General features: G+C 60.4%; 19 protein-coding genes. 18 read left to right on the forward strand and 1 reads right to left on the reverse strand.

Annotation, left to right across the window (positions count from 1 at the left end; all coding sequences use genetic code 11):
* Positions 1–48 precede the first annotated feature (48 nt).
* Both OKW98_RS12925 and OKW98_RS12930 read left to right on the forward strand, forming a co-directional pair.
* Positions 49–654 carry an FMN-dependent NADH-azoreductase gene (locus OKW98_RS12925; RefSeq protein ID WP_265389504.1) on the forward strand — a complete coding sequence of 202 codons (606 nt, stop codon included), beginning with the start codon at positions 49–51 and terminating at the stop codon, positions 652–654.
* A 410-nt stretch (positions 655–1,064) separates the two neighbouring features.
* Complete coding sequence (locus tag OKW98_RS12930) at positions 1,065–2,132, forward strand: alpha/beta hydrolase family protein (protein ID WP_265389505.1); 1,068 nt, start codon at positions 1,065–1,067, stop codon at positions 2,130–2,132.
* Positions 2,133–2,209: 77 nt separating this feature from the next.
* Here the strand turns inward: OKW98_RS12930 and OKW98_RS12935 are convergent, their stop codons facing one another.
* Positions 2,210–2,728: an Hcp family type VI secretion system effector gene (locus OKW98_RS12935; protein ID WP_122534661.1), complete on the reverse strand. Its 519-nt coding sequence runs from the start codon at positions 2,726–2,728 to the stop codon at positions 2,210–2,212.
* A gap of 560 nt (positions 2,729–3,288) precedes the next feature.
* Between OKW98_RS12935 and tssA the strand changes: the two genes are divergently transcribed.
* The 16 genes from tssA to OKW98_RS13015 all read left to right on the forward strand — a co-directional run bounded on the left by tssA (position 3,289) and on the right by OKW98_RS13015 (position 23,748).
* Positions 3,289–4,845, forward strand: coding sequence for a type VI secretion system protein TssA (gene tssA / locus OKW98_RS12940; RefSeq protein WP_265389506.1), 1,557 nt, complete (start codon positions 3,289–3,291; stop codon positions 4,843–4,845).
* A 32-nt stretch (positions 4,846–4,877) separates the two neighbouring features.
* Positions 4,878–5,381 carry a type VI secretion system contractile sheath small subunit gene (gene tssB / locus OKW98_RS12945; RefSeq protein WP_265389507.1) on the forward strand — a complete coding sequence of 168 codons (504 nt, stop codon included), beginning with the start codon at positions 4,878–4,880 and terminating at the stop codon, positions 5,379–5,381.
* 25 nt (positions 5,382–5,406) lie between these two features.
* Positions 5,407–6,882, forward strand: coding sequence for a type VI secretion system contractile sheath large subunit (gene tssC, locus OKW98_RS12950; RefSeq protein WP_265389508.1), 1,476 nt, complete (start codon positions 5,407–5,409; stop codon positions 6,880–6,882).
* A gap of 13 nt (positions 6,883–6,895) precedes the next feature.
* Complete coding sequence (gene tssE / locus OKW98_RS12955) at positions 6,896–7,315, forward strand: type VI secretion system baseplate subunit TssE (protein ID WP_265389509.1); 420 nt, start codon at positions 6,896–6,898, stop codon at positions 7,313–7,315.
* 98 nt (positions 7,316–7,413) lie between these two features.
* Positions 7,414–9,201 carry a type VI secretion system baseplate subunit TssF gene (gene tssF, locus OKW98_RS12960; protein ID WP_265389510.1) on the forward strand — a complete coding sequence of 596 codons (1,788 nt, stop codon included), beginning with the start codon at positions 7,414–7,416 and terminating at the stop codon, positions 9,199–9,201.
* On the forward strand, positions 9,165–10,187 hold the full coding sequence (gene tssG / locus OKW98_RS12965; protein WP_265389511.1) for a type VI secretion system baseplate subunit TssG: 1,023 nt from the start codon (positions 9,165–9,167) through the stop codon (positions 10,185–10,187). Before tssF ends, tssG begins: the two co-directional genes overlap by 37 nt.
* Positions 10,184–12,763, forward strand: coding sequence for a type VI secretion system ATPase TssH (gene tssH, locus OKW98_RS12970; RefSeq protein WP_265389512.1), 2,580 nt, complete (start codon positions 10,184–10,186; stop codon positions 12,761–12,763). Before tssG ends, tssH begins: the two co-directional genes overlap by 4 nt.
* A 10-nt stretch (positions 12,764–12,773) precedes the next feature.
* Entirely contained in the window at positions 12,774–14,291 is a 1,518-nt protein-coding gene (locus OKW98_RS12975; RefSeq protein WP_265389513.1) for a sigma-54 interaction domain-containing protein, read from the forward strand.
* Between the two features lie 78 nt (positions 14,292–14,369).
* Complete coding sequence (locus tag OKW98_RS12980; RefSeq protein ID WP_265389514.1) at positions 14,370–14,510, forward strand: type VI secretion protein; 141 nt, start codon at positions 14,370–14,372, stop codon at positions 14,508–14,510.
* Positions 14,511–14,527: 17 nt separating this feature from the next.
* Positions 14,528–15,727, forward strand: a complete 1,200-nt coding sequence (gene tagH / locus OKW98_RS12985) for a type VI secretion system-associated FHA domain protein TagH (RefSeq protein ID WP_265389515.1) — start codon at positions 14,528–14,530, stop codon at positions 15,725–15,727.
* Between the two features lie 5 nt (positions 15,728–15,732).
* Positions 15,733–16,239: a type VI secretion system lipoprotein TssJ gene (tssJ, locus tag OKW98_RS12990; protein WP_265389516.1), complete on the forward strand. Its 507-nt coding sequence runs from the start codon at positions 15,733–15,735 to the stop codon at positions 16,237–16,239.
* On the forward strand, positions 16,236–17,567 hold the full coding sequence (gene tssK / locus OKW98_RS12995) for a type VI secretion system baseplate subunit TssK (protein ID WP_265389517.1): 1,332 nt from the start codon (positions 16,236–16,238) through the stop codon (positions 17,565–17,567). Before tssJ ends, tssK begins: the two co-directional genes overlap by 4 nt.
* A 5-nt stretch (positions 17,568–17,572) precedes the next feature.
* Positions 17,573–18,460 carry a type IVB secretion system protein IcmH/DotU gene (icmH, locus tag OKW98_RS13000; RefSeq protein ID WP_265389518.1) on the forward strand — a complete coding sequence of 296 codons (888 nt, stop codon included), beginning with the start codon at positions 17,573–17,575 and terminating at the stop codon, positions 18,458–18,460.
* A gap of 13 nt (positions 18,461–18,473) precedes the next feature.
* The gene (gene tssM, locus OKW98_RS13005) at positions 18,474–22,001 is read left to right on the forward strand and encodes a type VI secretion system membrane subunit TssM (protein WP_265389519.1); all 3,528 of its coding nucleotides are present in this window, start codon (positions 18,474–18,476) and stop codon (positions 21,999–22,001) included.
* Positions 22,001–22,729, forward strand: coding sequence for a PP2C family protein-serine/threonine phosphatase (locus OKW98_RS13010; protein WP_265389520.1), 729 nt, complete (start codon positions 22,001–22,003; stop codon positions 22,727–22,729). Before tssM ends, OKW98_RS13010 begins: the two co-directional genes overlap by 1 nt.
* On the forward strand, positions 22,726–23,748 hold the full coding sequence (locus tag OKW98_RS13015; RefSeq protein ID WP_265389521.1) for a serine/threonine-protein kinase: 1,023 nt from the start codon (positions 22,726–22,728) through the stop codon (positions 23,746–23,748). Before OKW98_RS13010 ends, OKW98_RS13015 begins: the two co-directional genes overlap by 4 nt.
* The last annotated feature ends 46 nt before the right edge of the window (positions 23,749–23,794 follow it).

The following is a 23,794-nucleotide window of genomic DNA, read 5'->3' on the forward strand; positions in this document are numbered from 1 at the left end:
GACGCCACTTGATCGCCAAGCGGCGATTCTCACCTTGGGAAGCCCTTCATGAAACTCTTGCACATCGATTCCAGCATCCTCGGCGATCACTCCGCTTCGCGTCAGTTGAGCCGCAGTGTCGTTCAGTCTTTCACCGCTATCACCCCGGACACTCAGGTGGTGTACCGCGATCTGGCGAACGAGCCACTCAATCATTTCTCCGGCGCCACGCTGGCCGCTGCCGGTACGCCGGTGGAAGGCCGCGACGCGGCGCAGAAGCTTGAAGTGGAGACCAACGAAGCGACACTGGAAGAGTTTCTGTCGTCTGACGTCGTGGTCATCGGTGCGCCCATGTACAACTTCAGCATCCCGAGCCAGCTGAAGGCGTGGATCGACCGTATCTGCGTCGCCGGCCGTACCTTCCGCTACACCGAAGCGGGCCCGGAAGGTCTGTGCAAGGGCAAGAAAGTGATCATCGTTTCGACCACTGGCGGTCTGCATCAAGGCCTGCCGAGCGGTGCGGGCCATGATGACCTGCTCAAGGTGGTGTTCGGTTTTATCGGCGTCACCGACCTGCAATTCGTCGTCGCCGAAGGCCTGGCATATGGCGACGAGCCGCGTGCCGCTGCCATGGCCGCCGCGCAGAAGCACATCAGCGAAACGCTGTTCGCGTAAGCCCGACCACGTCGCAAGCGTCCCCGCGCAGGGGCTCGAAGCGGCTCGACGCGATAGAAAAGCTTCACCCGAAAGCCCCGTCATCGCCGGCTCCCATGCCGACAGGTGACGGGGCATTCGTCTTTTTGCGGCCGCGTGTTCAGGCGGGCGACAGCTTTTATGACTTCTTTGCGCGTAATCTTCGCTAAGCACCGTAGAATGCCGGCCAATTCGGTCTGTTCTGCGTCAAACGGCGGCCGATGCCTTCAATTTATCGAGCTTGGCCCGCCTTGTGCACCATTGATCCTGAAACGTTTCGGAATGTTATCGAACCCCACGGGTCAGATAGCGACAGACACCGCTTTCACGGGGCTTCAGCCCTTGAGCGTGTGAATCGGCAGGCATGGATTGATAAGGTGAGGGGCATTGCAATGATGCGTCTTTGTGCAGTGATGATGATCAGCCTGCTGGGCAGCCTGATTTCGGTGCAGGCCAGTGAGCTGCAGAGCTGGAGCGTGGGCTTTCACGAGCTGACGTTTCTCGATCCGCTGGATTCCCGGCCCATGCACGCCTACGCCTTTTACCCCTCCACCGACGATGAACACATTACCCGTGTTCAGGGTTACCCGATTGAAGCGTCGCAAGACGCCACCATTGCCATGGGCCGTTTCCCGTTGCTGATGCTGTCCCACGGCAACACCGGCACGCCGCTGGCGCAGCACGACCTGGCGACGTCATTGGCGCGCAAGGGGTTTGTCGTCGTGGCGGTGTTTCATCCGGGCGACAACTACATGGACCACAGCCGCCTCGGCAGCCTGAGCAATCTCTACGGTCGTCCGCTGCAAATATCCGAAGCGATCAGTGCTGCGTTGATCGACCCCATGCTGTCGCCGTACATCAACGCGCGTCGGGTTGGGGTGATCGGTTATTCGGCGGGTGGCGAAACGGCGCTGATTCTCGCCGGCGCCCAGCCTGATCTGCAGCGTTTGCGTCATTACTGCACCGAGCGCCCCCAGGACCGCGATGCCTGCAAAACCCAGGGCGAACTGTTGGCAGACCGTGAAGACTTGCACGCCCAAGCCGATCCCCGCGTGGGCGCGTTGATGCTGATGGCGCCACTGGGCTTGATGTTCGGTCGACAGACGCTGGCTGACGTGCACGTGCCGGTGTTGCTGTACAGCGGCGACGGCGACGAACTGCTCGCCATCGACAAGAACGCCGAGGCGCTGGCGCGCAAACTGCCCGATGTCTCGGATTTCAAACTGTTCGCCGGGGCAGGGCACTTTGTGTTCATGGCGCCCTGTGATGACGAGCAACGCGCGACTCAGCCGGGCCTGTGCACCGACGCTATTGGCGTTAATCGCGAAAGCATTCACCGCGATTTGAGCAGCGAGGCCGTGCGCTTTTTCGGCACTGCCCTGGGCGGGCCCACCAGCACCGCCGGGATGCAGACCGCTGCCCATCGTGAGTTTGAACCTGTCAACAGCCTGGATCAGTAAGGCTGCACCGATAACCTTCCCCGTCTAAAAACCTCAGCCGGCAGCACCGGCCGAGGCTTTGAGGATGTCAGCTCACGTTAGCCAGCAACCGGGGAACGCCAGTCATCGGAGCCCGAAGTGCCACACACTTCATGGGTCCAGGTGATTTTGCGGTAGGTGAACTCCACGTCTTCCAAATGAGTGAAGTGCGAGTTCGACGGATCCTGGCAGTTGTGCATGTAGTCTTTGATGTCGACGATAATCGCGTCCTCAAGTTTGGTGGTGTAGTAATGCTCCTGTGTGCCCGCTGCCGAGGTGCGATACCACTGGATAGTGATTTCGGTTAAGCGTTCGCCAGACGTCAAAGCGGCCAGCAACAGTGGCGAAGACTTGTCGAACACTTTGGTGATCTTGACCGGCTTGTGCACACGCTGACCGGTTGGCTGGCCCGACTGCGGATCGCGCGGGATGATCATTTCATGCTGAAACCCCTGCACCATGACTTGATCTTCGTGACCTTCCTGGTAAGTGTTGCCGACCGAATCTGCGGTAAAGGCGCCTGCGGTGATGAGACCCTGCTTGGTGCCTGTGATGGACATATATGCTGGTGTAGCCATGAAGATGCTCCTTGCCTCATAAATAGAAATCCCCGAAAGCCAAGTAGCCTTGTGGGTGAAGAAGCTATTTCAATCTCCGTGCCAGGCTATAAATTATCCATATTATTCAATTGCTTAACCGAAAAATTTGTCATCGGAGCGTTAGGTAAGGTGGCTTGACCGATTAAATGTGCGCAATAAGTTGCGCAGTGTTGCGCAACTTCTTGCGCACTTGGCTGTAAGCCCCGCTGCACTTGCTCTGGGCGGTGTCAGTGATTGTTTTATTGCCAGAAAGGTGCGCAACTTTTTGCGCATAACGGCTCTGCGCTACTACTGCTCGCACAGGTGTATCAACGCGGCCACCGTGCAGCTATACAGTTGTGGAATCTTCCTACAATTCAAATGGAATTATCGCGTTTATAGAGAGCTTGATAGCGATAGGGGTGCTGAGTATTATCTGCGGCCTCGGAAGGGTAGACGTTTTGTTACATATCAACCGAACACACAGTTACTACCGTAACCCCGTTATCTCAGTAGTTTAACTGGCTGTGTTTGACGTGGTTTTATATCGAAGATTTCGCATGTCTTATTCAAGTCAACTTTCTGCTCATTATCTTGAAGCCGCTCAAGCCCCTATTTCCTTAGAGAGCTTCGCAGGTGAAGACGTGCGTTTTTCAAACGAATACGAAGCCCTGGAAAGTGAACTGGGTAAGGCTCAATCCATTCACGGAAATGGCCAGATCGACTGGGTTAAAGTGCATGAACAAAGCGAAAACCTGCTCCGTACTCAATCCAAAGACCTGCGCGTCGCGGCATGGCTGACATGGGCGTTGTATCAGCGGGAGTCTTTCCAGGGGCTGTTGGCAGGGCTTGGGCTTCTTCACTATTTTTGCGTGCAGCATTGGGACGACGTTCATCCCGTGAAAGCCCGCACACGCTCGGCAGCTATTAGTTGGCTGGTCCCCCGTCTAGAGAAGGTGCTCAACGATAATGTTCCGATCAAAGAGCAACTGCCGCTCTTCAGTCGCCTTGTTGAAATTCTCGAAGAACTTGATGCGGTGTTTACACAGCACTTGGGCGCCCTTGCGCCCTTACTGCTGCCGATCTCGCGACGTTTGAAAAATCTGGCCCGGCGCGCGGCCGACAATCTGCCTGACGCCGGTACCGCTGACGTGGCTGTCGCGCAGGTCAAGCAGGCTGCTACCCAGTTATTCGCCTCAACGGCAGTGATCACCAATGAAAAAGACGCGCACAAGTCGCTGCGTAATCAGCAGGAGAGCGCGCGCTCGTTATGTGACTGGTGGCTCAAGCAGAAGGCCGGCGATCTGCGCGCATTGCGCCTCAATCGCACGTTGCTGTGGCTGCCAATCGACGCCCTGCCGGAACGTGATGCACAGCGGATCACCGCCCTTCGTGGACTCCCGGCAGACAAGCTCAAGGGCTATCAGGACAAATACGATCAGGGCAGCTATGCCGATCTGCTTCTTGAACTGGAGGCGAGCCTGGCAAAGGCACCTTTCTGGTTCGATGGCCAGCGAATGGTCTGGGAGTGCCTGCAAGGTTTGAACGCGGAGACAGCAATGCGCGAGGTAGAGCTTCATTTTGCGCAGTTGATCCAGCGATTACCGTGTGTCATCGAACTGCGTTTTCACGACGGCGTGCCTTTTGCGGATCCGGCAACCCGGGCCTGGATTACCGCCAGCGTCATGCCTCGCCTGCAAGTCGCCAGTGCGCCCCGCACAGTAGAAGTGGCTGATACGCACCCGGCCTGGGAGTCTGCTCTGGAAAGCGCGTCGTCGGTGTTGCGCAAGGACGGCCTCAGAGCGGCAGTGCAGCTTCTCAAACAAGGCGGGCACAGTGCCCAAGGCGGACGCGCACGATTTTTCTGGCGATTTGCCCTCGCGCGTTTGTGCTTCACCGCCAGGAAATACGAACTCGCCAAGACCCAGCTTGAAACCCTCGATCAAACCCTGCAGGACTCAGGCATCAATGCCTGGGAGCCTGATCTTGCGCTCGAAGTGCTGCATCTCTTGCACAGCTGTTTCGAATTACTGCCTCAGGGTCATGGGGACCGAGAGCGCAGGGAAGAAGTGTATCGAAGGCTGTGCCACCTCGACCTCGAAGTCGTACTTGAATAGGCCCCAGGGCCCCAATTACCAGGAGAACGGCCATGGCCAAAGAAGGATCGGTAGCCCCCAAAGAACGCATCAATGTCACGTTCAAGCCCGCCACGGGTGGGGCGCAGGAAGAAATCGAGCTGCCGCTGAAGCTGCTCGCAATCGGTGACTACACCCTGCGTAAAGACGAGCGAAAGGTTGAAGAGCGCAAGCCGATCAGCATCGACAAGATGACGTTTGACGAGGTGCTGGCCAAGCAGGCGTTGAGCCTGACGCTGAGCGTGCCCAATCGTCTGCAAGAGCATGAGGGCAACGAAGAGCTGGCGGTGCAATTGAACGTCAAATCGATGAAGGACTTCAATCCAGCCTCGCTGGTTGACCAGGTACCCGAACTGAAAAAACTTATGGAACTGCGCGACGCCCTGGTGGCGCTCAAAGGACCGCTGGGTAACGCGCCCGCTTTCCGAAAGGCCATCGAAGGCGTCCTCGCCAACGACGAGTCCCGCGGTCGCGTGCTCGGCGAGCTGGGTTTGAACGCCGCCGCCCAGGACACCTGAGTCCATCCGCCAAGGAGCCAACATCATGAGTACTACACCAGCGCAGCAGCAGAGCAAAGAATCCGGCGAGTACAGCATTCTCGACAGCATCATCGCCGAGACCCGTTTGCCTCGTGATGAGGATGCGTACGGCATCGCCAAGCGCGGCGTGTCGGCGTTTATCGAGGAGCTGCTCAAGCCACAAAACGCCGGTGAACCGGTCAAGAAGGCCATGGTTGACCGCATGATTGCCGAGATCGATGCCAAGCTAGGCCGCCAGATGGACGAGATTCTGCACCATCCGGACTTCCAGTCTCTGGAGTCGTCGTGGCGAGGCTTGCAGTTGTTGGTCGAGCGGACCGACTTCCGCGAGAACATCAAGATTGAAATCCTCAACGTGTCCAAAGAGGACTTGCTGGAGGATTTCGAAGATTCACCCGAGGTCATGCAAGCCGGTCTGTACAAACATATCTACACCGCCGAGTACGGTCAGTTTGGTGGCCAGCCTGTGGGGGCGATCATCGCCAACTACTTCATGTCCCCAAGCTCCCCGGACGTGAAGCTTATGCAGTACGTTTCCAGCGTCGCCTGCATGTCCCACGCGCCGTTCATCGCCGCCGCCGGCCCCAGGTTTTTTGGCCTGGAAAGCTTCACCGGCCTGCCAGACCTGAAAGATCTGAAAGATCATTTCGAGGGCCCGCAGTTCGCCAAATGGCAGAGTTTCCGCCAGTCGGAAGACGCTCGTTACGTCGGTCTGACGGTGCCGCGTTTCCTGCTGCGCAACCCTTACGACCCGCAAGAGAACCCGGTCAAATCGTTCGTCTACAAGGAAACCGTTGCCAACAGCCATGAGCACTACCTGTGGGGCAACACGGCGTACGCCTTCGGTACGAAGCTGACCGACAGCTTCGCCAAATTCCGCTGGTGCCCGAACATCATCGGCCCGCAGAGCGGCGGCGCAGTCGAGGATTTACCGCTGCACCACTTCGAAAGCATGGGTGAAATCGAAACCAAGATTCCTACCGAAGTTCTGGTGAGCGATCGTCGTGAATACGAACTGGCGGAGGAGGGCTTCATCTCCCTGACCATGCGCAAGGGCTCAGACAACGCGGCGTTCTTCTCCGCCAGCTCGGTACAAAAGCCGAAGTTTTTCGGTACCAGCGCGGAAGGCAAGGCGGCCGAGCTGAACTACAAACTCGGCACCCAGCTGCCCTACATGATGATCGTCAACCGTCTTGCTCACTATTTGAAAGTCCTGCAACGCGAGCAGCTGGGTTCCTGGAAAGAACGCACCGACCTCGAACTGGAACTGAACAAATGGATCCGCCAGTACGTTGCCGATCAGGAAAATCCGAGCGCCGAAGTCCGTGGTCGTCGTCCCCTGCGTGCCGCGCAGATCATCGTCAGTGACGTGGAGGGCGAGCCCGGCTGGTATCGCGTCAGCCTGAACGTGCGCCCGCATTTCAAATACATGGGCGCCGATTTCACTCTGTCGCTGGTGGGCAAGCTGGACAAAGAGTGAAGGGCTTCAACACATGACTGGATACGGCAGCCTTTTCGAACGCCTGAGTGGCGATGCAGACAAGCGCGTCGGCTGGAGCCGCGAAGACGCTGCGACGGCGTCGGTGGCTGCCCATCTGGCCAAGATGCTCAGTACCCGGGCGGGTAGCGTTCAGACGCTTTCCGACTACGGGCTGCCGGATCTCAATGACATGCGTTTGAGCCTTCATGACGCTTTAACGAAGGCGCGGCTCGCTATCGAGGTTTTCATCGAAACCTACGAGCCACGCCTGAGTAGCGTCCAGGTCATCGCACTGCCCCATGACAACGATCAGCTTCGGCTCGCCTTCAGTATTGAAGGGTTGCTGGAGGTTGAGGGCTTGAAGCGTCAGGTCACTTTCGCCGCACACCTGGAGGGTGGGGGTCAGGTACAGGTCAGCCACAGGAAAACCTGATGCCAGGTGCCCGGTGCACCTGGTGACCTAAGCCGCTCGCAGGCAGTTTTCCGCAATGCCCACCCTTGAACCAAACAGCTCCGCTCGAAGGTAATACCATGTCTTTTAACCACTACTACCAAAGCGAACTCACCGCGCTTCGCCAGTTAGGTCGTCGATTCGCCGAGCGCAGTCCGGCGTTGGCGCCGTTTCTGGGGCAGGCCGGGCGGGATCCCGACGTAGAGCGGTTGCTGGAGGGTTTTGCGTTCCTGACGGGACGCCTGCGGCAGAAGCTTGATGACGAACTGCCTGAGCTCAGCCATTCGCTGATGCAACTGCTGTGGCCCAATTACATGCAGCCGCTGCCGGCTTTCAGCATTCTCCAGTTTGCCCCGTTGAAGCTGGCAGGGCCTGCGCTGAGGGTGGAGCGGGACACGCCGGTGGACAGCGTGCCGATCGATGGCGTGCAGTGCCGCTTTCGCACGTGCTACCCAACCGATGTCCAGGCGCTGGATCTGGTGGAGCTGACGTACTCGGTCAAGGGCGAGGGCTCACTGTTGAGCTTGCGTCTGGAGATGAGCGGCGAAGGCCATTTCGGTGAGTTGGGATTAAGCCGGTTGCGCCTGCATTTTGCTGGCGAGCGCTACATCAGCCAGATGCTCTATCTAAGCCTTCTGCGCAATCTGGAGAGCATCGAGCTGGTGCCATTGGACGGGGACGGCAAGCCCCTACACGGCGTCAACGGCATGCCGATGGCATTCAAAGTGCCAGGCGACCGTATCCAGCCCATGGGCTTTGCCGAAGATGAGGCGCTGATTCCGTATCCGCTGAATACCTTCCGCGGTTATCGCTACCTGCAGGAGTACTTCGCGTTCCAGGACAAATTTCTGTTCGTGGACGTGAATGGCCTGGAGCTGCTCGCTGCGTTGCCGCAAGACACGCTCAAACAAGTGCGCGGACTTGAAATGCGTTTCGACATCCGCAAGAGCGGCGTCCAGCGTCTGCGCCCGACGCTGGACAACGTGAAGCTCCATTGCACGCCTATCGTGAATCTGTTCAAGCACGATGCCTCGCCAATACGCCTCGAGGGCAAACAGGACGAGTACCTGTTGATGCCGGCGCTCTACAGCCCGGAAAATTGCGGCGTGTTTTCGGTCGAATCCGTGATCGGCTGGAAGCCCGGTGGCTTGGGTTACGAGGCCTACGTGCCGTTCGAGTCTTTCGAGCATGACCCCAGTTTCGATGTGCCGAACCGCCGTCCGCATTACAGCATCGTGCAGCGTCCATCGTCGCTGCACGATGGCCTCGACACCTACCTGAGCTTCGGCATCCGTCACACCGAAGCCTCTGAAACACTGTCGATCGAGATGATCTGCACCAATCAGAACCTGCCGCGCAGGCTCAAGCTGGGAGACATCTGCATCGCCTGCGAACAGACACCGGAATTTCTGACCTTCCGCAATATCACCCCGGCCACACCCAGTTATGCGCCGCCGCTGAATCGGGACTTCCTGTGGAAGCTGATCAGCAACATGTCGCTTAACTACCTGTCCCTGGCGGACGTGAACGCCTTGAAGGTGATCCTCGAAACATACGACCTGCCGCGCTATTACGACCCGCACGCAGAAAAGGTCAGCAAGCGCCTGCTGGGCGGGCTCACGTCGATCAGGCACCAGCATGTCGACCGGCTGCACAGAGGGTTGCCGGTACGCGGGCTGCGCACCGAGCTGACCATCGATCCGCAAGGCTATATCGGCGAGGGCGACGTGTTCGTGTTTGCCTCGGTGCTCAACGAGTTTTTTGCGCTTTACGCCAGCCTCAATTCGTATCACGAGCTGCGCGTGAAAAGCACACAGGGAGAGGTGTACCAATGGACACCCCGTATGGGCCAACAGCCCCTGCTTTGAGCGGGCTGACCCAAGGCATCCGCGAATACTCGCTGTTTCAGGCCATCTTGCTGGTCATCGACCGGCTGCGCACTGCGCACCCGCGCCTTAACGATGACGACTTGTATGACCAGCTGGAATTCCAGGCCAACCCGAGCCTTGGCTTTCCGGGCAGTGATGTGGACCGCGTGGAGTTTTTTGAAGAGTCCGGGCTGATGCGTGCACGCCTGCGCTTCAACCTGCTGGGCCTTGTCGGGTCCGGATCACCCTTGCCTGCGTTCTATAGCGAGCAAGCCTTGGGTGACAGTGAGGAGGGCAATCCGACCCGCCAGTTCCTCGATCTGTTTCACCATCGGCTGCATCGGCTGATGCTGCCGATCTGGAAGAAATATCGCTACCGCGCCTGTTTCGAAAGCGGCGCGATCGATCCGTTTTCGTCGCAGCTGTTCGCGCTGATCGGACTGGGCAGCGAGGAGATGCGAAGGGCGCGGGAGCTGAACTGGAAGCGACTGCTGCCATACCTGGGTTTGCTCAGCCTGCGCGCGCATTCGGCGGCGCTGATCGAGGCGGTGCTGCGGTACTACTTCAAACACGCAGAACTGACGATCGAGCAATGCATGGAGCGCCGCGTAGAAATTCTTGAAGAGCAGCGCAACCGTCTTGGCCGAGCCAACAGCCAACTAGGCGAGGACCTGGTGCTCGGCGAACACGTTCGCGATCGCAGTGGCAAATTCCGCATTCATATTCGAGAGCTTGGCTGGCAGCGTTTCCACGAGTTCCTGCCAATCGGCACGGGTTACCAGCCGCTGTGCGCATTGGTGCGATTCACGCTGCGGGACCCCCTTGATTACGACGTTCGCCTTGCGCTGCGTCAGGAAGAAATTCGCGAACTGCGCCTGGCCGGACAGAACGCGTGTCGCCTGGGATGGACCAGTTGGCTGGGCCGCGAACGCGCGGACGGCGTGGTGACCCTGGCTAGCCAATCATTAAGGACCGCTGAACGATGAGTCATGTCAACCTGCAACAACTTATTCAGGCGCTCGACGCCGAAAGCCGACGCGACCTGGAGCACGCCGCCGAACGCTGCGTGGGACGGGGCGGTAGCAAAGTCCTCGTCGAGGACCTGTTGCTGTGCTTGCTGGAGCGCCCGCAGGGCCTGCTTTCCCGCGCACTGCAGGATGCGGATGTAGACGCAGGTGAACTCAGCGCCGCGCTGCAGATGCGGATGGAAAACAGCGCGTCACGCAACCCGGTATTTGCGGCGGAACTGGTGCAGTGGCTGCAGGACGCACTACTGGTGGCCAACCTCGAATTGGGCCAGACCCAGGTTGAACAAGGCGCGCTAATCCTTGCGCTGTTGCGCAACCCCATGCGTTACGCAGGCAGCCGCTCTCAGGCATTGCTCGCCCGACTGAATATCGAGCGATTGAAAGCATTCGCCCTGTCGCAGAGGGACCATTCCGACAGGGCGAAGCCCGGTGCGGCCGGCGAGTCATTGCTGACGCGCTTCACCCATAACCTCACCCAACAAGCACGGGACGGCAACATCGACCCGGTGTTGTGCCGTGACGACGCCATCCGGCAAATGGTGGATATTCTCGCTCGTCGCCGGAAAAACAACCCGATCGTGGTGGGTGAGGCCGGTGTCGGCAAGACGGCGATCGTTGAAGGGCTGGCGTCGCGCATCGTCGCAGGGGAGGTGCCCGAGGCAATGAAGGGCGTTGAGCTGCTGTCGCTGGACATGGGGCTGTTGCAGGCGGGCGCCAGTGTCAAAGGAGAGTTCGAACGTCGCCTCAAGGGCGTGATCGACGAGGTCAAGGCGTCGCCCAAGCCGATCATATTATTCATCGACGAGGCCCACACCCTGATCGGGGCCGGCGGTGATGCGGGTGGTTCCGATGCGGCCAATCTGCTCAAGCCGGCCCTGGCGCGCGGTGAACTGCGCACCATCGCGGCGACCACCTGGAGCGAGTACAAGAAATACTTCGAGAAAGACCCGGCACTGGCCCGTCGGTTTCAGCCGGTGCGGCTGCACGAACCGACCGTCGATGAGGCGGTGACCATTCTACGGGGCCTTGCTCCCGTCTACGAACGGAGCCACGGCATCTATTTGCGGGACGATGCAGTGGTGGCGGCCGCCGAGTTGTCGGCCCGCTATCTCGCCGGCCGCCAGTTGCCGGACAAGGCCGTTGATGTGCTCGACACGGCGTGCGCGCGCGTTCGCATCAGCCTCGCGGCCGCGCCGCAACGTCTTGAGCGTCTGCGCAGCGAACTGGCCGAAGGCAGCCGTCAGCGTCAGGCGTTGCGTCGGGACGCCGAAGCAGGTTTGCTCATCGATCATCCGGCACTGGACGCATTGGAGGACCGTCTGCGCGCTGCGGCTCAGGAAACACAGGCTCTCGAAGCCCTCTGGTCAGAACAGAAGCGCTCGGTCGAGCGCCTGCTGGACCTGCGTCAGCAACTGGCGCAGGCCCGTGATGCCGATGAAGCGCAAAGCATCGAAGGCCTGCAAGCCGCGCTCAACGAGACTCACCGCGATTTGACTCAGGCCCAGGCCCACGAGCGGCTGGTGAGCTTCGAAGTCTGTCCGCGTCTTGTCGCCGAAGTGATCAGCGCCTGGACCGGCGTACCCCTGGCGCAATTGGCGCGAGAGCACAACGCCAAAATCGCCAGCTTTTCAACTGACCTGAGCGCCCGTATTCGAGGTCAGGAGCAAGCTGTGCACGCCCTTGATCGTTCGATGCGGGCCACTGCAGCCGGCCTTGACAAACCTGACGCACCGGTGGGCGTTTTCCTGTTGGTCGGCCCTAGCGGTGTCGGCAAGACTGAAACCGCGCTGGCGCTCGCCGACTTGTTGTACGGCGGCGAGCGATTCATCACCACCATCAACATGTCCGAGTTTCAGGAGAAGCACACCGTCTCGCGTTTGATTGGCGCGCCGCCGGGCTACGTGGGATACGGCGAAGGCGGCATGCTCACCGAAGCGGTGCGGCAGAAACCGTATTCGGTCGTCCTGCTCGATGAAGTCGAAAAAGCTGATCCGGACGTCCTGAACCTGTTCTATCAAATCTTTGACAAGGGCGTGGCCAACGACGGGGAAGGGCGGGAGATCAACTTCCGCAACACGCTCATCCTGATGACCTCGAACCTTGGAAGCGATCTTGTCAGTGACCTGTGCGCCGACGGCGCGCGCCCCTCTGCGCAGGTGCTTGAGCAACATATCCGTCCGGTTCTGGGGAGGCACTTCAAGCCGGCGCTGCTGGCACGCATGCGCGTTGTCCCGTACTACCCGGTGAGCGGGGTGGTGCTGCGTGAACTGATCGAGATCAAATTGGGGAGCCTGGGCGAGCGTCTCAACCGCCGTCAACTGGCGTTCACCTTTTCCGAGGCGCTGGTCGATCATCTGGCTGAACGCTGCACCCAAGACGACAGCGGGGCACGTCTGATCGACCATTTGCTGGAGCTTCACGTTCTGCCCCAGGTAGCTGACCGGCTGCTCGACGCAATGGCGGCAGGTCAACGTCTCACGTCCGTGCACGCAACGCTTGATTGCGAAGCCGCCGTGACCTGCGAGTTTGCCTGAGGTGGGCGCGATGTTTATTCAGCTGCCCCAGCCGCTGGCCTACGCAGAAGCGTTGCTGGAGCAATTCGCCCGGCTCGCGTGCGCCGCCGACGATGCTGCGCTGCTCGGCGGGCTCGTGCTTGGACTTGCGGAGTTGAGCGGGTGCGAGCTGACGCAGCTCTATCTGTTGGACGCGACCCATACGTGTCTGGGCATGACGGCCGAGTGCCTTGATGGCAGCTTGCAACCCCGTGAGGCGCAAAGCCTGCCGGCCGATTACAACGGTGAGCAACTGCTGCAGTTTGCGCTGTGCCAGAACCGCGTTGTGTGCCTCGCCGATTTGCCGGGCAGTCTCCACGAAACCAGCTTCTTGCCCACGAGGGCGGTGCCCTGGCAGTCGCTGCTGTGTGTGCCCATCATCAGTGATCAACAGAGGGTGGAAGGATTGCTCGTCTGCGCGAGCAGTCGACATCTTGAGCTGCAGGCTTTTGCCGACTCCCTTGGCCGACTGGGCACTTTCGTGCTGCGTCAACTGCACCTGCTTCAGCGCTTGAGACGACGCAGCGATGATTTGCAACCTGTGCGCGTGAGTGTGCCAAGCATCAGCGCCTATGGATTGATCGGCAAAAGCGCGCCCATGCGACAGACCTGTTCGATGATCAGTAAAGTCCTGCACAGCCCGTATACCGTTTTACTGCGCGGAGAGACGGGCACCGGCAAGGAGGTGGTGGCACGCGCCATCCACGACTATGGTCCGCGTCGCTCTCAGGCCTTTATCGTGCAGAACTGCGCGGCACTGCCTGAAAGCCTGCTGGAAAGCGAGTTGTTCGGCTATTGCAAAGGAGCGTTCACGGGTGCTCTGCGTGATCGTGCCGGACTCTTCGACGCGGCCGACGGCGGCACGTTATTGCTCGATGAAGTCGGCGATATGCCGCTGACGCTACAGGCCAAGCTGCTGCGCGTACTGCAGGAGGGCGAGATCCGCCCGCTGGGTTCCAATCAAACGCACACGATAGACGTGCGCATCCTTGCCGCGACCCATCGGGATTTGTCGGTCATGGTCAGCGAGGGCACGTTTCGCGAGGACCTCTACTACCGCCTCTCGCAATTCCCCATCGAGCTGCCCGCCCTGCGCCAGCGCGGCGATGACATCATCGATCTCGCCCGGCATTTCGCCGACAAGGCCTGCGCATTTCTACAACGGGATGCGCTGTGCTGGTCGGACGCGGCGCTCGATCACCTGTGCGGGTATGCCTTCCCCGGCAACGTTCGCGAGCTCAAGGGTCTGGTTGAGCGTGCTGTTCTTCTGTGCGAAGGGGGCCAATTACTTGCCGAGCATTTCACCCTCCGCGCGGAATCGGCCCCTGATGATGCCCGCCTCAATCTGCGCGAACGCCTTGAGCAGGTCGAACGCGGCTTGCTGCTCGATTGCCTGCGTAAAAACGAAGGTAACCAGAGCCTGTCCGCGCGTGAGCTTGGCCTGCCCAGGCGCACGCTGCTGTACCGCCTTGGCCGCCTCAACATCAATGTGGGTGAAGTCAATGCGTAGGCACGAACGACTTTTTCCCCACTCGCTTTCCATCGCGCCAATCGTCGGCGCCTTGTGCTCACCTCTGGAGACCCTCTGATGTTTGCTCGTCACCGGCAAGCCGTTCTGCTGACCCTTTTTGTTCTGTGTGGCCTATCGGGTTGCAGCGGCAATTACAAGTTCAATGACAACACCTATCGCCCGCTGGGTGATCCGCAGGCGGCCAACCGCGGTAACTGACCGCAAGGAGCATCACCGTGGAACTGGTTTTCGAAATGCTGAGCACCCGGCAGTTTGTGCCTGCGGAGCAGTGCCAAAAGACATTCAGGCAGGCGGGCGGGGTGATCGGACGTGGCGAGGACTGCGATTGGGTCATTCCCGACCGCAGCCGGCACGTGTCGCACCACCACATCACGATCAGCTACCGCGATGGTGGCTTCTATCTCACCGACACCAGCAGCAATGGCGTACTGAGTGGGGAGAGCAGGGTACGCCTGGCCAAGGGGCAAGCCGTTCGCATCGAGCATGGCAGCCTGTATGTGCTGGGCGATTTCGAGCTGCGTGCCCGGCTCATGGGTGACCCGGCCTCATTTGACGGTGACGTGGGTCGTACTTATGCGGCCGGCAGCATCATCCCTGACGACTCGTTTCTGGATCTCGACCCGCTAAGTGCGCTCGACCAGCAGGAGCGCGTCCACTCGGACATCGACGAACTGATTTCGCCAGGTGCCGCCATCAGGAACGGTCAACAGCGTGCTGACTATGCGCGGGTGGATATGGAAAGCCTGCGCGTGCCCGAGCTGGTCGAAGATCCCGCAGCACAGCCAGCACCCGGGCCGGCAGCTGTTGAAGTCGAGCGCCAGACCGATGATTTCTGGACGCGGTTTTCCGAAGCGCTGGGTATCGAATTCGACGAGCTTGATCAGGATGCCCGGGAGGCGCTGGCGTTTAATGCCGGCCGTGTGCTCAGGCAGTGCGTGGCCGGTCTCCAGCAAAATCTGCACACCCGCAGCGAGCTGAAAAACGAGTTGCGCCTGTCGCAGACAACCGCGCAGGGCGCTCAACGCAACCCGCTGAAGTCCGCTGCCGATCCTGGCGAAGCACTGTCGGCATTGTTGCGGCCTGGCAAGCCCGGGCAACTGCCCGCTGAGCGGGCGGTAACCCGAGCCTTCCATGACGTGCAGGCGCACCAGGTCGCCTTGCTGGCCGCCAGTCGGGCAGCAATGCGCGCCACGCTGGAGCATTTTTCACCAGAGCAACTCACCCTGCGATTCGAGCGCGACAACCCGCCACTGCTCGCAACCTCCAGAAGCCGCTGGAGAGCCTATGGCCGCTATCACCAGGCATTGCGTCAGGACAATGACTGGAGCGAACGCTTGCTGGCCCGAGATTTCGCCCAGGCCTACGAAGAGCAAATTCGTCTGATTTCCACCCTCCACACCGATCACCAGGGATGAAGCGCATGTTTCGCCGTTCAACTGTATCGCTACACACGCTGACTGCGTTGATTGCCGTGCTCATGCTGGCAGGTTGCTCGACGCTGTCGCCGTATTCACACCTCACCAAACTCAACCTCAGGCTAACGGCCAGTAATCAGCTCAATCCCGATCTGAACGGTCGTCCGTCACCGATCGTGGTCCGCCTGTACGAGCTCAAACACGCGGTGGCCTTCGAGAACGCTGATTTTTTCAGCCTCTACGAGCGAGCCAAAGAGTCCCTGGCCGGGGACATGGTCGCCACCGAGGAGCTTGAGCTGCGTCCGGGCGAAACGGTCGAGCTCAAGCTCAGTGTGCAGAAAGGCAGTCGCTACGTCGGCGTTGTTGCGGCGTACCGTGACCTGTCACAAGCCTCGTGGCGCTCCACGCTTCACCTCGCACCGCAAAGCACTACCGAAGTCGATCTGACCCTTGATGAAAGCGGCATTCGGCCTTCACAAGAAGTGCTCGCCGAGGCGGTCGACCAGCCATGAATACTCACAAAGTCATCTGGCAGGAGGGCATGCTGCTGCGTCCGCAGCACTTCCAGCACAACGACCGCTATTACGACCACCAGCTGAAAATCCGCACTCAGTTAATGGGTGGCTACGTCTGGGGATTCCTGACCCTGGAGATCGACCTGCAGTTTTTGAACATGGGCAAACTGGTGATCAACCAGGCGTCGGGCATCCTCCCTGACGGCAGCGTGTTCGAGTTGGGCGGTCACACAGAGTCGTTGGCCCTCGACATACCGGCCAATACCGGCAACACGCCGGTTTACCTGGCATTGCCGTTGGTCACCGGCAATCACGTGGAAGCCCGGCGACCGGAGCAGTCCGATGTGCTGGCGCGTTACACCGCCTATGACGCGCAAGTCGCCGATTCAAACGCAGGTGATGACGCGGCGTGCCAAGTCAGCTGCGGTCGTCCCGACTTCAGATTGCTGCTGGGCGAACAGCAGAGCGACCATGCTTACGTCAAGCTGAAGATCTGCGACGTGCTCGACACCACCCCTGACGGGGTGGTCAGCCTCGCTCCGGATTTCGTCCCGACCTATCTTCAGTCTCACGCCTCCAGCTATCTGCTGTCGTGCCTGAAGGAAGTGATCAGCATGCTCAGTCACCGGGGCGACAGCATTGCCGAACGCATCCGCTCCAGCGGCACGGTCGCTGGCGCGCAAGTGGGCGACTTCATGATGCTTCAGCTGATCAATCGCGCCGAACTGCTGCTGCGTCACTACCTGGGTCTGGAGCACGTGCATCCGGAAGCACTCTACCGCGCGTTGCTGACCTTGCTGGGTGATCTGGCGACTTTCTCGAGTGACAGCAAGCGGCCGCGTCTGGACAGCCGCTATCGGCACAGCGATCAAGGGGAAAGCTTTCGCACGCTAATGGAAGCGCTGCGACAGATGCTGTCGATGGTGCTGGAGCAACACGCTATCGAGTTGGTGCTACAGCCGCGTCAATACGGCATTACCGTCTCGCCGCTGCACGATCGCACGCTGCTGGGTTCTGCCTCCTTTGTCTTGGCGGCGAGTGCCAATTGCGACTCCGAGGAACTGCGCCATCGTCTGCCCGCGCATTTCAAGGTTGCACCGGTGGAGCGTATCCGCCAGTTGGTGAACCTGCACCTGCCCGGCATCAAGCTCACCCCGTTGCCGGTGGCGCCGCGGCAAATTGCGTTTCATTCGAACAAAACCTACTTCGTCCTCGAACTCAGCTCCGAAGACCTGGCGCAGCTCGAGCGCTCCGGTGGTTTCGCGTTCCACGTGTCCGGCGAGTTCGCCGAGCTTGAGCTCAAATTCTGGGCCATCAGGAACTGACCGCCATGATCAAGGATAACGATTACCGCCAGGACCACAAAACCGTGCTGGTCAGCCGGCAGGGTCATGGCCCGGCATCGAAGCCGATCACGGATTCCACGCCGCCGCCGCGCTTCGAACAACTGGAAGAACGCATGATCTACGCCGCGCGCCTGGGCCCGGCGCAGACGTTCAATGTCGGCATGAACCCGCTTGTGGCCGCTGCATCGGAGCTGTTGTCCGAGGTGGTACGGCTCAAGAGCGGTGACCTCCCGCAAGACATGAGTGCGCTCCATGAGCATTTGACCCGCGTGATGAAATCCTTTGAAGCGCGCGCGCTGTACAACGGCGCCGAGAGCAGTCAGGTCGCGGGCGCCCGCTATGTGCTCTGCACTGCGCTGGATGAGGCCGTGGTAACGAGTGGCTGGGGCAACGAAAGCGAGTGGTCGCAGATGAGCCTGCTCAGCAGGTTTCATCAGGAAACCTTCGGCGGCGAAAAGTTCTTCCAGCTGCTGGATCGACTCTCGAAAAACCCGGTGAAGCATCTGCCGATGCTGGAGCTGATGTACCTGTGCCTGTCGCTGGGTTTCGAGGGCCGCTACCGGGTACAGACCCGGGGCGTGCAGGAACTGGAGAACATTCGCGACGCGGTCTATCGGCAAATTCGTCAGCTGCGCGGTGATGCGCCTCGCGAGCTGTCGCCCCATTGGGAAGGCCTGAGCAACCAGCGCCGAAGTCTGGTGCGCATTGTGCCCAGCTGGATGGTGGTGGGCTTCACCCTGGTCTGTCTGATCGTGATGTATTCGGGCTTTGCCTGGGTGCTGGGGGAACACCGGAACGCCGTGCTTCGACCTTATCAGCCGTTTGATAAGCCTGCCGTTCACCCGCAATCGCCGCCGCAAGCGCAGCCGTAAACAGAGACGTGTGATGAAAAACCTTTTCAAGAAAACCGGCGCGCTTTTGCGTCAGACGTGGGTGTGGACGCTGCTGCTGGTTTTGCTCGTGGCGCTCATGGTCTGGTTCGTCGGGCCGGCCCTGGCCATTGACGATCGAAAGTTCTGGGAGGGTTCAACCTCTCGGCTGTTGACCATCAGTTCGCTGTTCCTGCTCTGGGGCCTTGCCATGGTCTATGTCAGTTGGCGGGCCGGGGAACGCAAGAAGGCGGTCGAAGACAGTGAAGACGGTCAGGCACGTATCCTGCGCGACGATCAGATCGAGGAGGAGCAGGCTGAACTGACGACGCGCTTCAAGGAGGCGCTGAAAACACTCAAGACCTCAAGCCTGTATCGCGGCCGCAGCGAACACTGGCGCACCGAGCTGCCGTGGTACCTGCTGATCGGGCCCGAGGGCAGCGGCAAGACCCGCCTGCTGGACTGTTCAGGGCTCGAGTTTCCGCTCAACACAGTCGAGCGCACACTCACACGTGACACCCGAGGCACTCGCCACTGCGACTGGTATTTTGCCAACAACGCCGTGCTCGTCGACACTGCGGGTCGTTACCTGACCCAGCCGAGCGCCGACCTCGACCGCAGCGCCTGGTGCACGCTGCTTGACCTGTTGCGCAGGTATCGCCGCAACCGCCCTCTGAATGGCGTACTCGTCACACTCCCTGTCGACACGCTGCTCTACGGCAGCGACCCTGAACTCGACATCCTTGCCCGACAAGTGCGTACGCGTCTGCAGGAGGTCCATCAGAAACTGCACGTCGAGGTGCCGGTCTACCTCGTGTTGAGCAAAGCGGACAGCCTGCCGGGCTTCGACGCGTTTTTCGATCAACTGACCCGTGAGGAAAGTGATCAGGTCCTCGGTACCACCTTCCGCACAGGGCAGAGCGGCACCGACGCCGACGTGCTGCGCAACGAATTCGGCGAACTGCTGGTTCGGCTCAACAGTCAGGTGATCACCCGCATGCATCAAGAGCGTGATACCTCGCGCCGTGGCGGCATTCTCGACTTCCCCCACCAACTCAGTCGAATCGGCGAGCGCGTGTGCGTGTTTGTGGAACTGGCGTTCACTGGCAATCGCTATCAGTCGGCCAGCCAGTTGCGGGGCTTCTACCTCACCAGCGCACCAGGCTTCGAACAGGACATGCACGCGCCCGCTGCTGGCAGGGGTGTTAGTCCAGGGAGGAGCACGGGAACACTGCCGACACTGGGCAGCGGCCGATCGCGTTTTATCAATCACCTGCTCAGCAGGGTCATCTTCCCGGAGGCGGATCTTGCGGGCCTGGACATGCGCGAGCGCAGTCGTATCCATTGGACCCAGCGCGCGCTTTATGCAGGGGCGCTGGCGTCACTCGCGCTGTTCGGCAGCCTCTGGGCCGTGAGTTTTTCCGGCAACTATGAAAAGCTCGACAGCGTGAGTGCCTTTGCTCGAACCTGGACCGAGCAGCGGTCGTCTACAACAGCCCGGAACGACCTGTTGGCAGCGCTGAAAGCCTTGGACACCCTTTATGCGGCGACCCAGGTTTTCCCAGGCAAAGGAGATGTCGGTTACCAGGCGCGTGCCGGCCTTTATCAAGGCGAAGCGGTCTACCCGGTCGTCGAAAGCGCTTACGAGCGCGAGCTGGAACGGCTGCTCCTGCCTCAAGTGGCGACGATGCTGGAAGGACAGATTGCCGCCAACCTGGAAAGTCGGGAGGGCCTGCTCAAAAGCCTGCGTGCCTACTTGATGCTGGGCATGAAAGACCGGCGCGATGCGGCATGGCTCAAGGAACGGGTCGCCGCTGACGGGTCCGAGCTGTACCCCGGCAATGCCGCCGCGCAAAACGGTCTGAACAGCCACTTCCAACGGTTGCTGGAGCTGCCCTTCGTCTACCCCCTCAATGATCAACGGGTGGCGCAGGCACGCCAGGTGCTGCGCGGTGAGTCGCTGGCGAGTGTTGTCTACCGGATGCTGCGCGAGCAGGCTGGCAACTTGCCGGATTATAGTTTTGACCAGCACCTCGGGCCGCAGGCGGCGCTGTTCGTCGGTGCCGATTATGTGATTCCGGGGTTCTACACCCGACAGGGCTACGAGCAGTATTTTTCGGTGCACGGCTCACGGGTGGTGACCGATATCCTGCGGGACAATTGGGTACTGGGCGAAGGCTCCGGCCTCAGCGACATGGACATGCGGCGTCTGATGGTGGAACTGGAACAGCTCTATTTCCGCGATTACGCCGATTACTGGGGCGAAGCGGTGAGCGCGATCGAGCTGCCCGGGCCCTACGATTTTGCCGACAGTGCCGAGCAACTGGCTGGCCTGACGTCGGCCCATTCGCCGATGATCAACCTGCTCAGGGAGGTTCGCGAGAACACCCGCTTCACGCCTGTCGCTGCGGCGCTGACAAGCGCTGTCGAGGCCACCGCGCTGCTCGCGGACAAGGGCGCCAAGGCCGGCAAATTGGCAGTGGCCGCGTCCAGCAAGGCCACTGAAGCGTTGAGCGCAAACGTCCCTGATACCGCGCGCAAATCGCTGCAAAACCGGTTTGATCCGTTGCACCGCTTGCTCGACGAAAAGGACGGCCCGGCAGCCGATCTGATGCCCGTTCTGGCAGTGCTCAACGAGCTGCAAATGCAGATGGCCAGTCTTGGTAGGGCCAGTTCGCCTGAGCAGGCTGCGTACGACATGGCCAAATCACGCATGGTCGGGCAGCGTGATGCGCTGGGCACTTTGCGCGCGGCATCCAGTCGCCTGCCGCGTCCGGTGGGCACGTGGTTCAACACCTTGGCCGAGGACTCATGGCGGCTGGTGCTTCGCGATGCCTATCAGCACGTGAGCCAGCATTACCAGAGCGAGGTATACAGCTTTTATACCAAGGCCATCAGCAAGCGTTATCCGTTCAATGCCGACAGTGCCAGCGATGTCGCACTCGGTGATTTTCGCGAGTTCTTCAAGGTTCAGGGCGTTGCAGACCGCTTCTTCGACGGTTTTCTGCGGCCGTTCGTGGGTGGCGAGAAGGGCAGCTATCGTCTGCGCAGTATCGACGGGCAAAGCCTGCCGATCTCCCGGGCATATCTCGATCAGATGAGCGCCGCTCGGGTCATCCGACAGGGGTTCTTCGCGGACAACCCGGCCGAGCCTCAGGTGCAGTTCAAACTGGAGCCTCATACGCTGGACTCTTCTGTCAGTCGCTCCGAATTCACGCTGGGTGACAAGACCCTCGAATATCGTCACGGCCCGATCGTCCCGGTGTCCTTCAAGTGGCCCACGGATGCCGAGGCCGGTCGAACCAGCCTGGTGCTCGACAGAATGGTTGGCCGCCCCTTGGGTATAGAAGAAGGCTCAGGGCCGTGGTCGTTGTTCCGTTTGCTGGATTCGATGCAGCGGGAGGAATTGAGTGGTCGCGACGTGCTGGTACTGAAGGCCGACGTGGGGGGGCTGCGTGCCAGCTACCTGTTAACGAGCCAGCGCTCGCCGAACCCGTTCGACATGACCGTGCTGCGCAGCTTCCGCATGCCGGCACAACTGTGATGGCGATCGCCACCCATTGGCGCAGCGCTGCGCGGACCCACAGCGGCAAGGTCCGGGCACGCAACGAAGATGCATTTCTGGCGTGTCCCGAGCAGGGACTGTGGGTGGTCGCCGATGGCATGGGTGGGCATCAGGGGGGTGATATCGCCAGCCAGATGATCGTCGCCAGTCTGGCGGAGCTCCCTGTGCACGAAAACTTCGACGACCGGCTCATCGGCGTCAGACAGTGCCTCCACTGGCTGAACCGGCGTCTGGGCCAGGAGCTGACCGTCAATGCAGGCCGACAGGACAGCATCATCGGCAGTACGGTGGTTGCACTCCTTGCCGAGAAAAACCGAGCGGCCTGCGTCTGGGCGGGTGATAGCCGCTGCTATTTGTGGCGTGGTCAGCGCCTGTATCAATTGTCCCGGGACCACTCGCTGCAACAGCAGTTGATCGACGAGCGACAGATGAATGCTCGACAGGCCCAGGCGCACCCGGGCGCGCACGCCTTGACCCGCGCGGTGGGCGCTGCCGAGCAACTGACGCTGGAGGTGCTGGAACTTGAGGTGTTTGCGGGCGATGCGTTCTTGCTGTGCAGCGACGGTTTGTATCAGGGGTTGAGTAGCGATGCATTGGGCCATGCACTGAATCTCGCGCTGCCGGAAACAGCCCTCAAGCGTCTGTTCGATGACGCGTTGCGCGGCGCTGCCCGAGATAACCTGACGGCTGTGGTGATTCGCGGATGACCGAGCCCGTGCAATTGAACCTTGATGGGCAGGCGGTGATTGATCCTCCCCGCTATGACCCGCCCGCCAACCTCACTTACTTCGCCTTCGCCCGGCCTCAAAAACCTGGACCGGCTCGGGTGCTCACCTCAGCAGGCATGCGCGCAATGCCCGATGTACTGGCAAGTCGTTACCGCATCGAACGCCTGCTCGGTGCCGGCGGTATGGGAGCGGTCTACCGCGCCCGCGATCTGCTGGCCGAGCAATATGGAGATCCCGATCCTTATGTCGCGCTCAAAGTCCTCAACCAAGACTTCGCCGAATCGCCGGACGCCAGCGCAGTGCTCTACAGCGAGTTCTGCCTGACTCGATACCTGCGGCATGACAACGTGCTGCGTGTGCATGCGTTTCACGTCGACACCGCCTGCGAGCGCGCCTTCATCACCATGGAACTGATGCGAGGCCTGACGCTGGACAAACTGCTTTGCGAGCGGCCTTTGGGGCTGCCGTGGAAAGAACTGCAACACATCGTGCTGCCGTTGCTGGACGCCTTGGCTTACGCCCACGCCGGCGGCGTTGTTCACGGGGATATGAAGCCGAGCAACGTCATGCTCAGTGAGGAGGGGGTGCGCCTGTTCGACTTTGGGCTCGGCCAGGCCGAGGAGGGCGTGCTGCCCGGCCTGCCGCACCTGAGCCGCGAGCGTTTCAACGCCTGGACGCCGGGCTATGCCGCACCCGAATTACTCGAACATCAGAAGCTTTCGGCGTGCACTGATATCTACGCCGTGGCGTGTGTGATCTACGAACTGGCAAGCGGCAAACATCCCTTTCGCCACCTGCCCTCGACCCAGGCCCGGGACCAATATCTCGACTCCGGTTTGCAGGCGCCAGCCCGTTTACCGAAACGTTGCTGGCCTGCCTTGCGAACCGCGCTCGCTTTTGATGTCGGTGCACGCGCGATAACGGCCGGGCAAATGCGTGACGCTTTCACCACCCCCTCGTCCTGGCCGTGGGGCAGGAAGGTCCGCCCGTCCTGGTGACGGCCATCACCTGGGCTGTGCGAGATCCAACGCCTTCGCGGTTAAA

Source organism: Pseudomonas sp. KU26590 (genome assembly GCF_026153515.1).
GTDB lineage: Bacteria > Pseudomonadota > Gammaproteobacteria > Pseudomonadales > Pseudomonadaceae > Aquipseudomonas.

Coding starts and splice junctions, on each gene's coding strand:
- OKW98_RS12925 (WP_265389504.1), top strand. CDS start 49: ATGAAACTCTTGCACATCGATTCCAGCATCCTCGGCGATCACTCCGCT.
- tssM (WP_265389519.1), top strand. CDS start 18,474: ATGAAAAACCTTTTCAAGAAAACCGGCGCGCTTTTGCGTCAGACGTGG.
- tssJ (WP_265389516.1), top strand. CDS start 15,733: ATGTTTCGCCGTTCAACTGTATCGCTACACACGCTGACTGCGTTGATT.
- OKW98_RS13015 (WP_265389521.1), top strand. CDS start 22,726: ATGACCGAGCCCGTGCAATTGAACCTTGATGGGCAGGCGGTGATTGAT.
- tssB (WP_265389507.1), top strand. CDS start 4,878: ATGGCCAAAGAAGGATCGGTAGCCCCCAAAGAACGCATCAATGTCACG.
- tssE (WP_265389509.1), top strand. CDS start 6,896: ATGACTGGATACGGCAGCCTTTTCGAACGCCTGAGTGGCGATGCAGAC.
- icmH (WP_265389518.1), top strand. CDS start 17,573: ATGATCAAGGATAACGATTACCGCCAGGACCACAAAACCGTGCTGGTC.
- tssC (WP_265389508.1), top strand. CDS start 5,407: ATGAGTACTACACCAGCGCAGCAGCAGAGCAAAGAATCCGGCGAGTAC.
- tssK (WP_265389517.1), top strand. CDS start 16,236: ATGAATACTCACAAAGTCATCTGGCAGGAGGGCATGCTGCTGCGTCCG.
- OKW98_RS12935 (WP_122534661.1), bottom strand. CDS start 2,728: ATGGCTACACCAGCATATATGTCCATCACAGGCACCAAGCAGGGTCTC.
- tssA (WP_265389506.1), top strand. CDS start 3,289: ATGTCTTATTCAAGTCAACTTTCTGCTCATTATCTTGAAGCCGCTCAA.
- OKW98_RS12930 (WP_265389505.1), top strand. CDS start 1,065: ATGATGCGTCTTTGTGCAGTGATGATGATCAGCCTGCTGGGCAGCCTG.
- tssG (WP_265389511.1), top strand. CDS start 9,165: ATGGACACCCCGTATGGGCCAACAGCCCCTGCTTTGAGCGGGCTGACC.
- OKW98_RS12980 (WP_265389514.1), top strand. CDS start 14,370: ATGTTTGCTCGTCACCGGCAAGCCGTTCTGCTGACCCTTTTTGTTCTG.
- tssH (WP_265389512.1), top strand. CDS start 10,184: ATGAGTCATGTCAACCTGCAACAACTTATTCAGGCGCTCGACGCCGAA.
- OKW98_RS13010 (WP_265389520.1), top strand. CDS start 22,001: ATGGCGATCGCCACCCATTGGCGCAGCGCTGCGCGGACCCACAGCGGC.
- OKW98_RS12975 (WP_265389513.1), top strand. CDS start 12,774: ATGTTTATTCAGCTGCCCCAGCCGCTGGCCTACGCAGAAGCGTTGCTG.
- tssF (WP_265389510.1), top strand. CDS start 7,414: ATGTCTTTTAACCACTACTACCAAAGCGAACTCACCGCGCTTCGCCAG.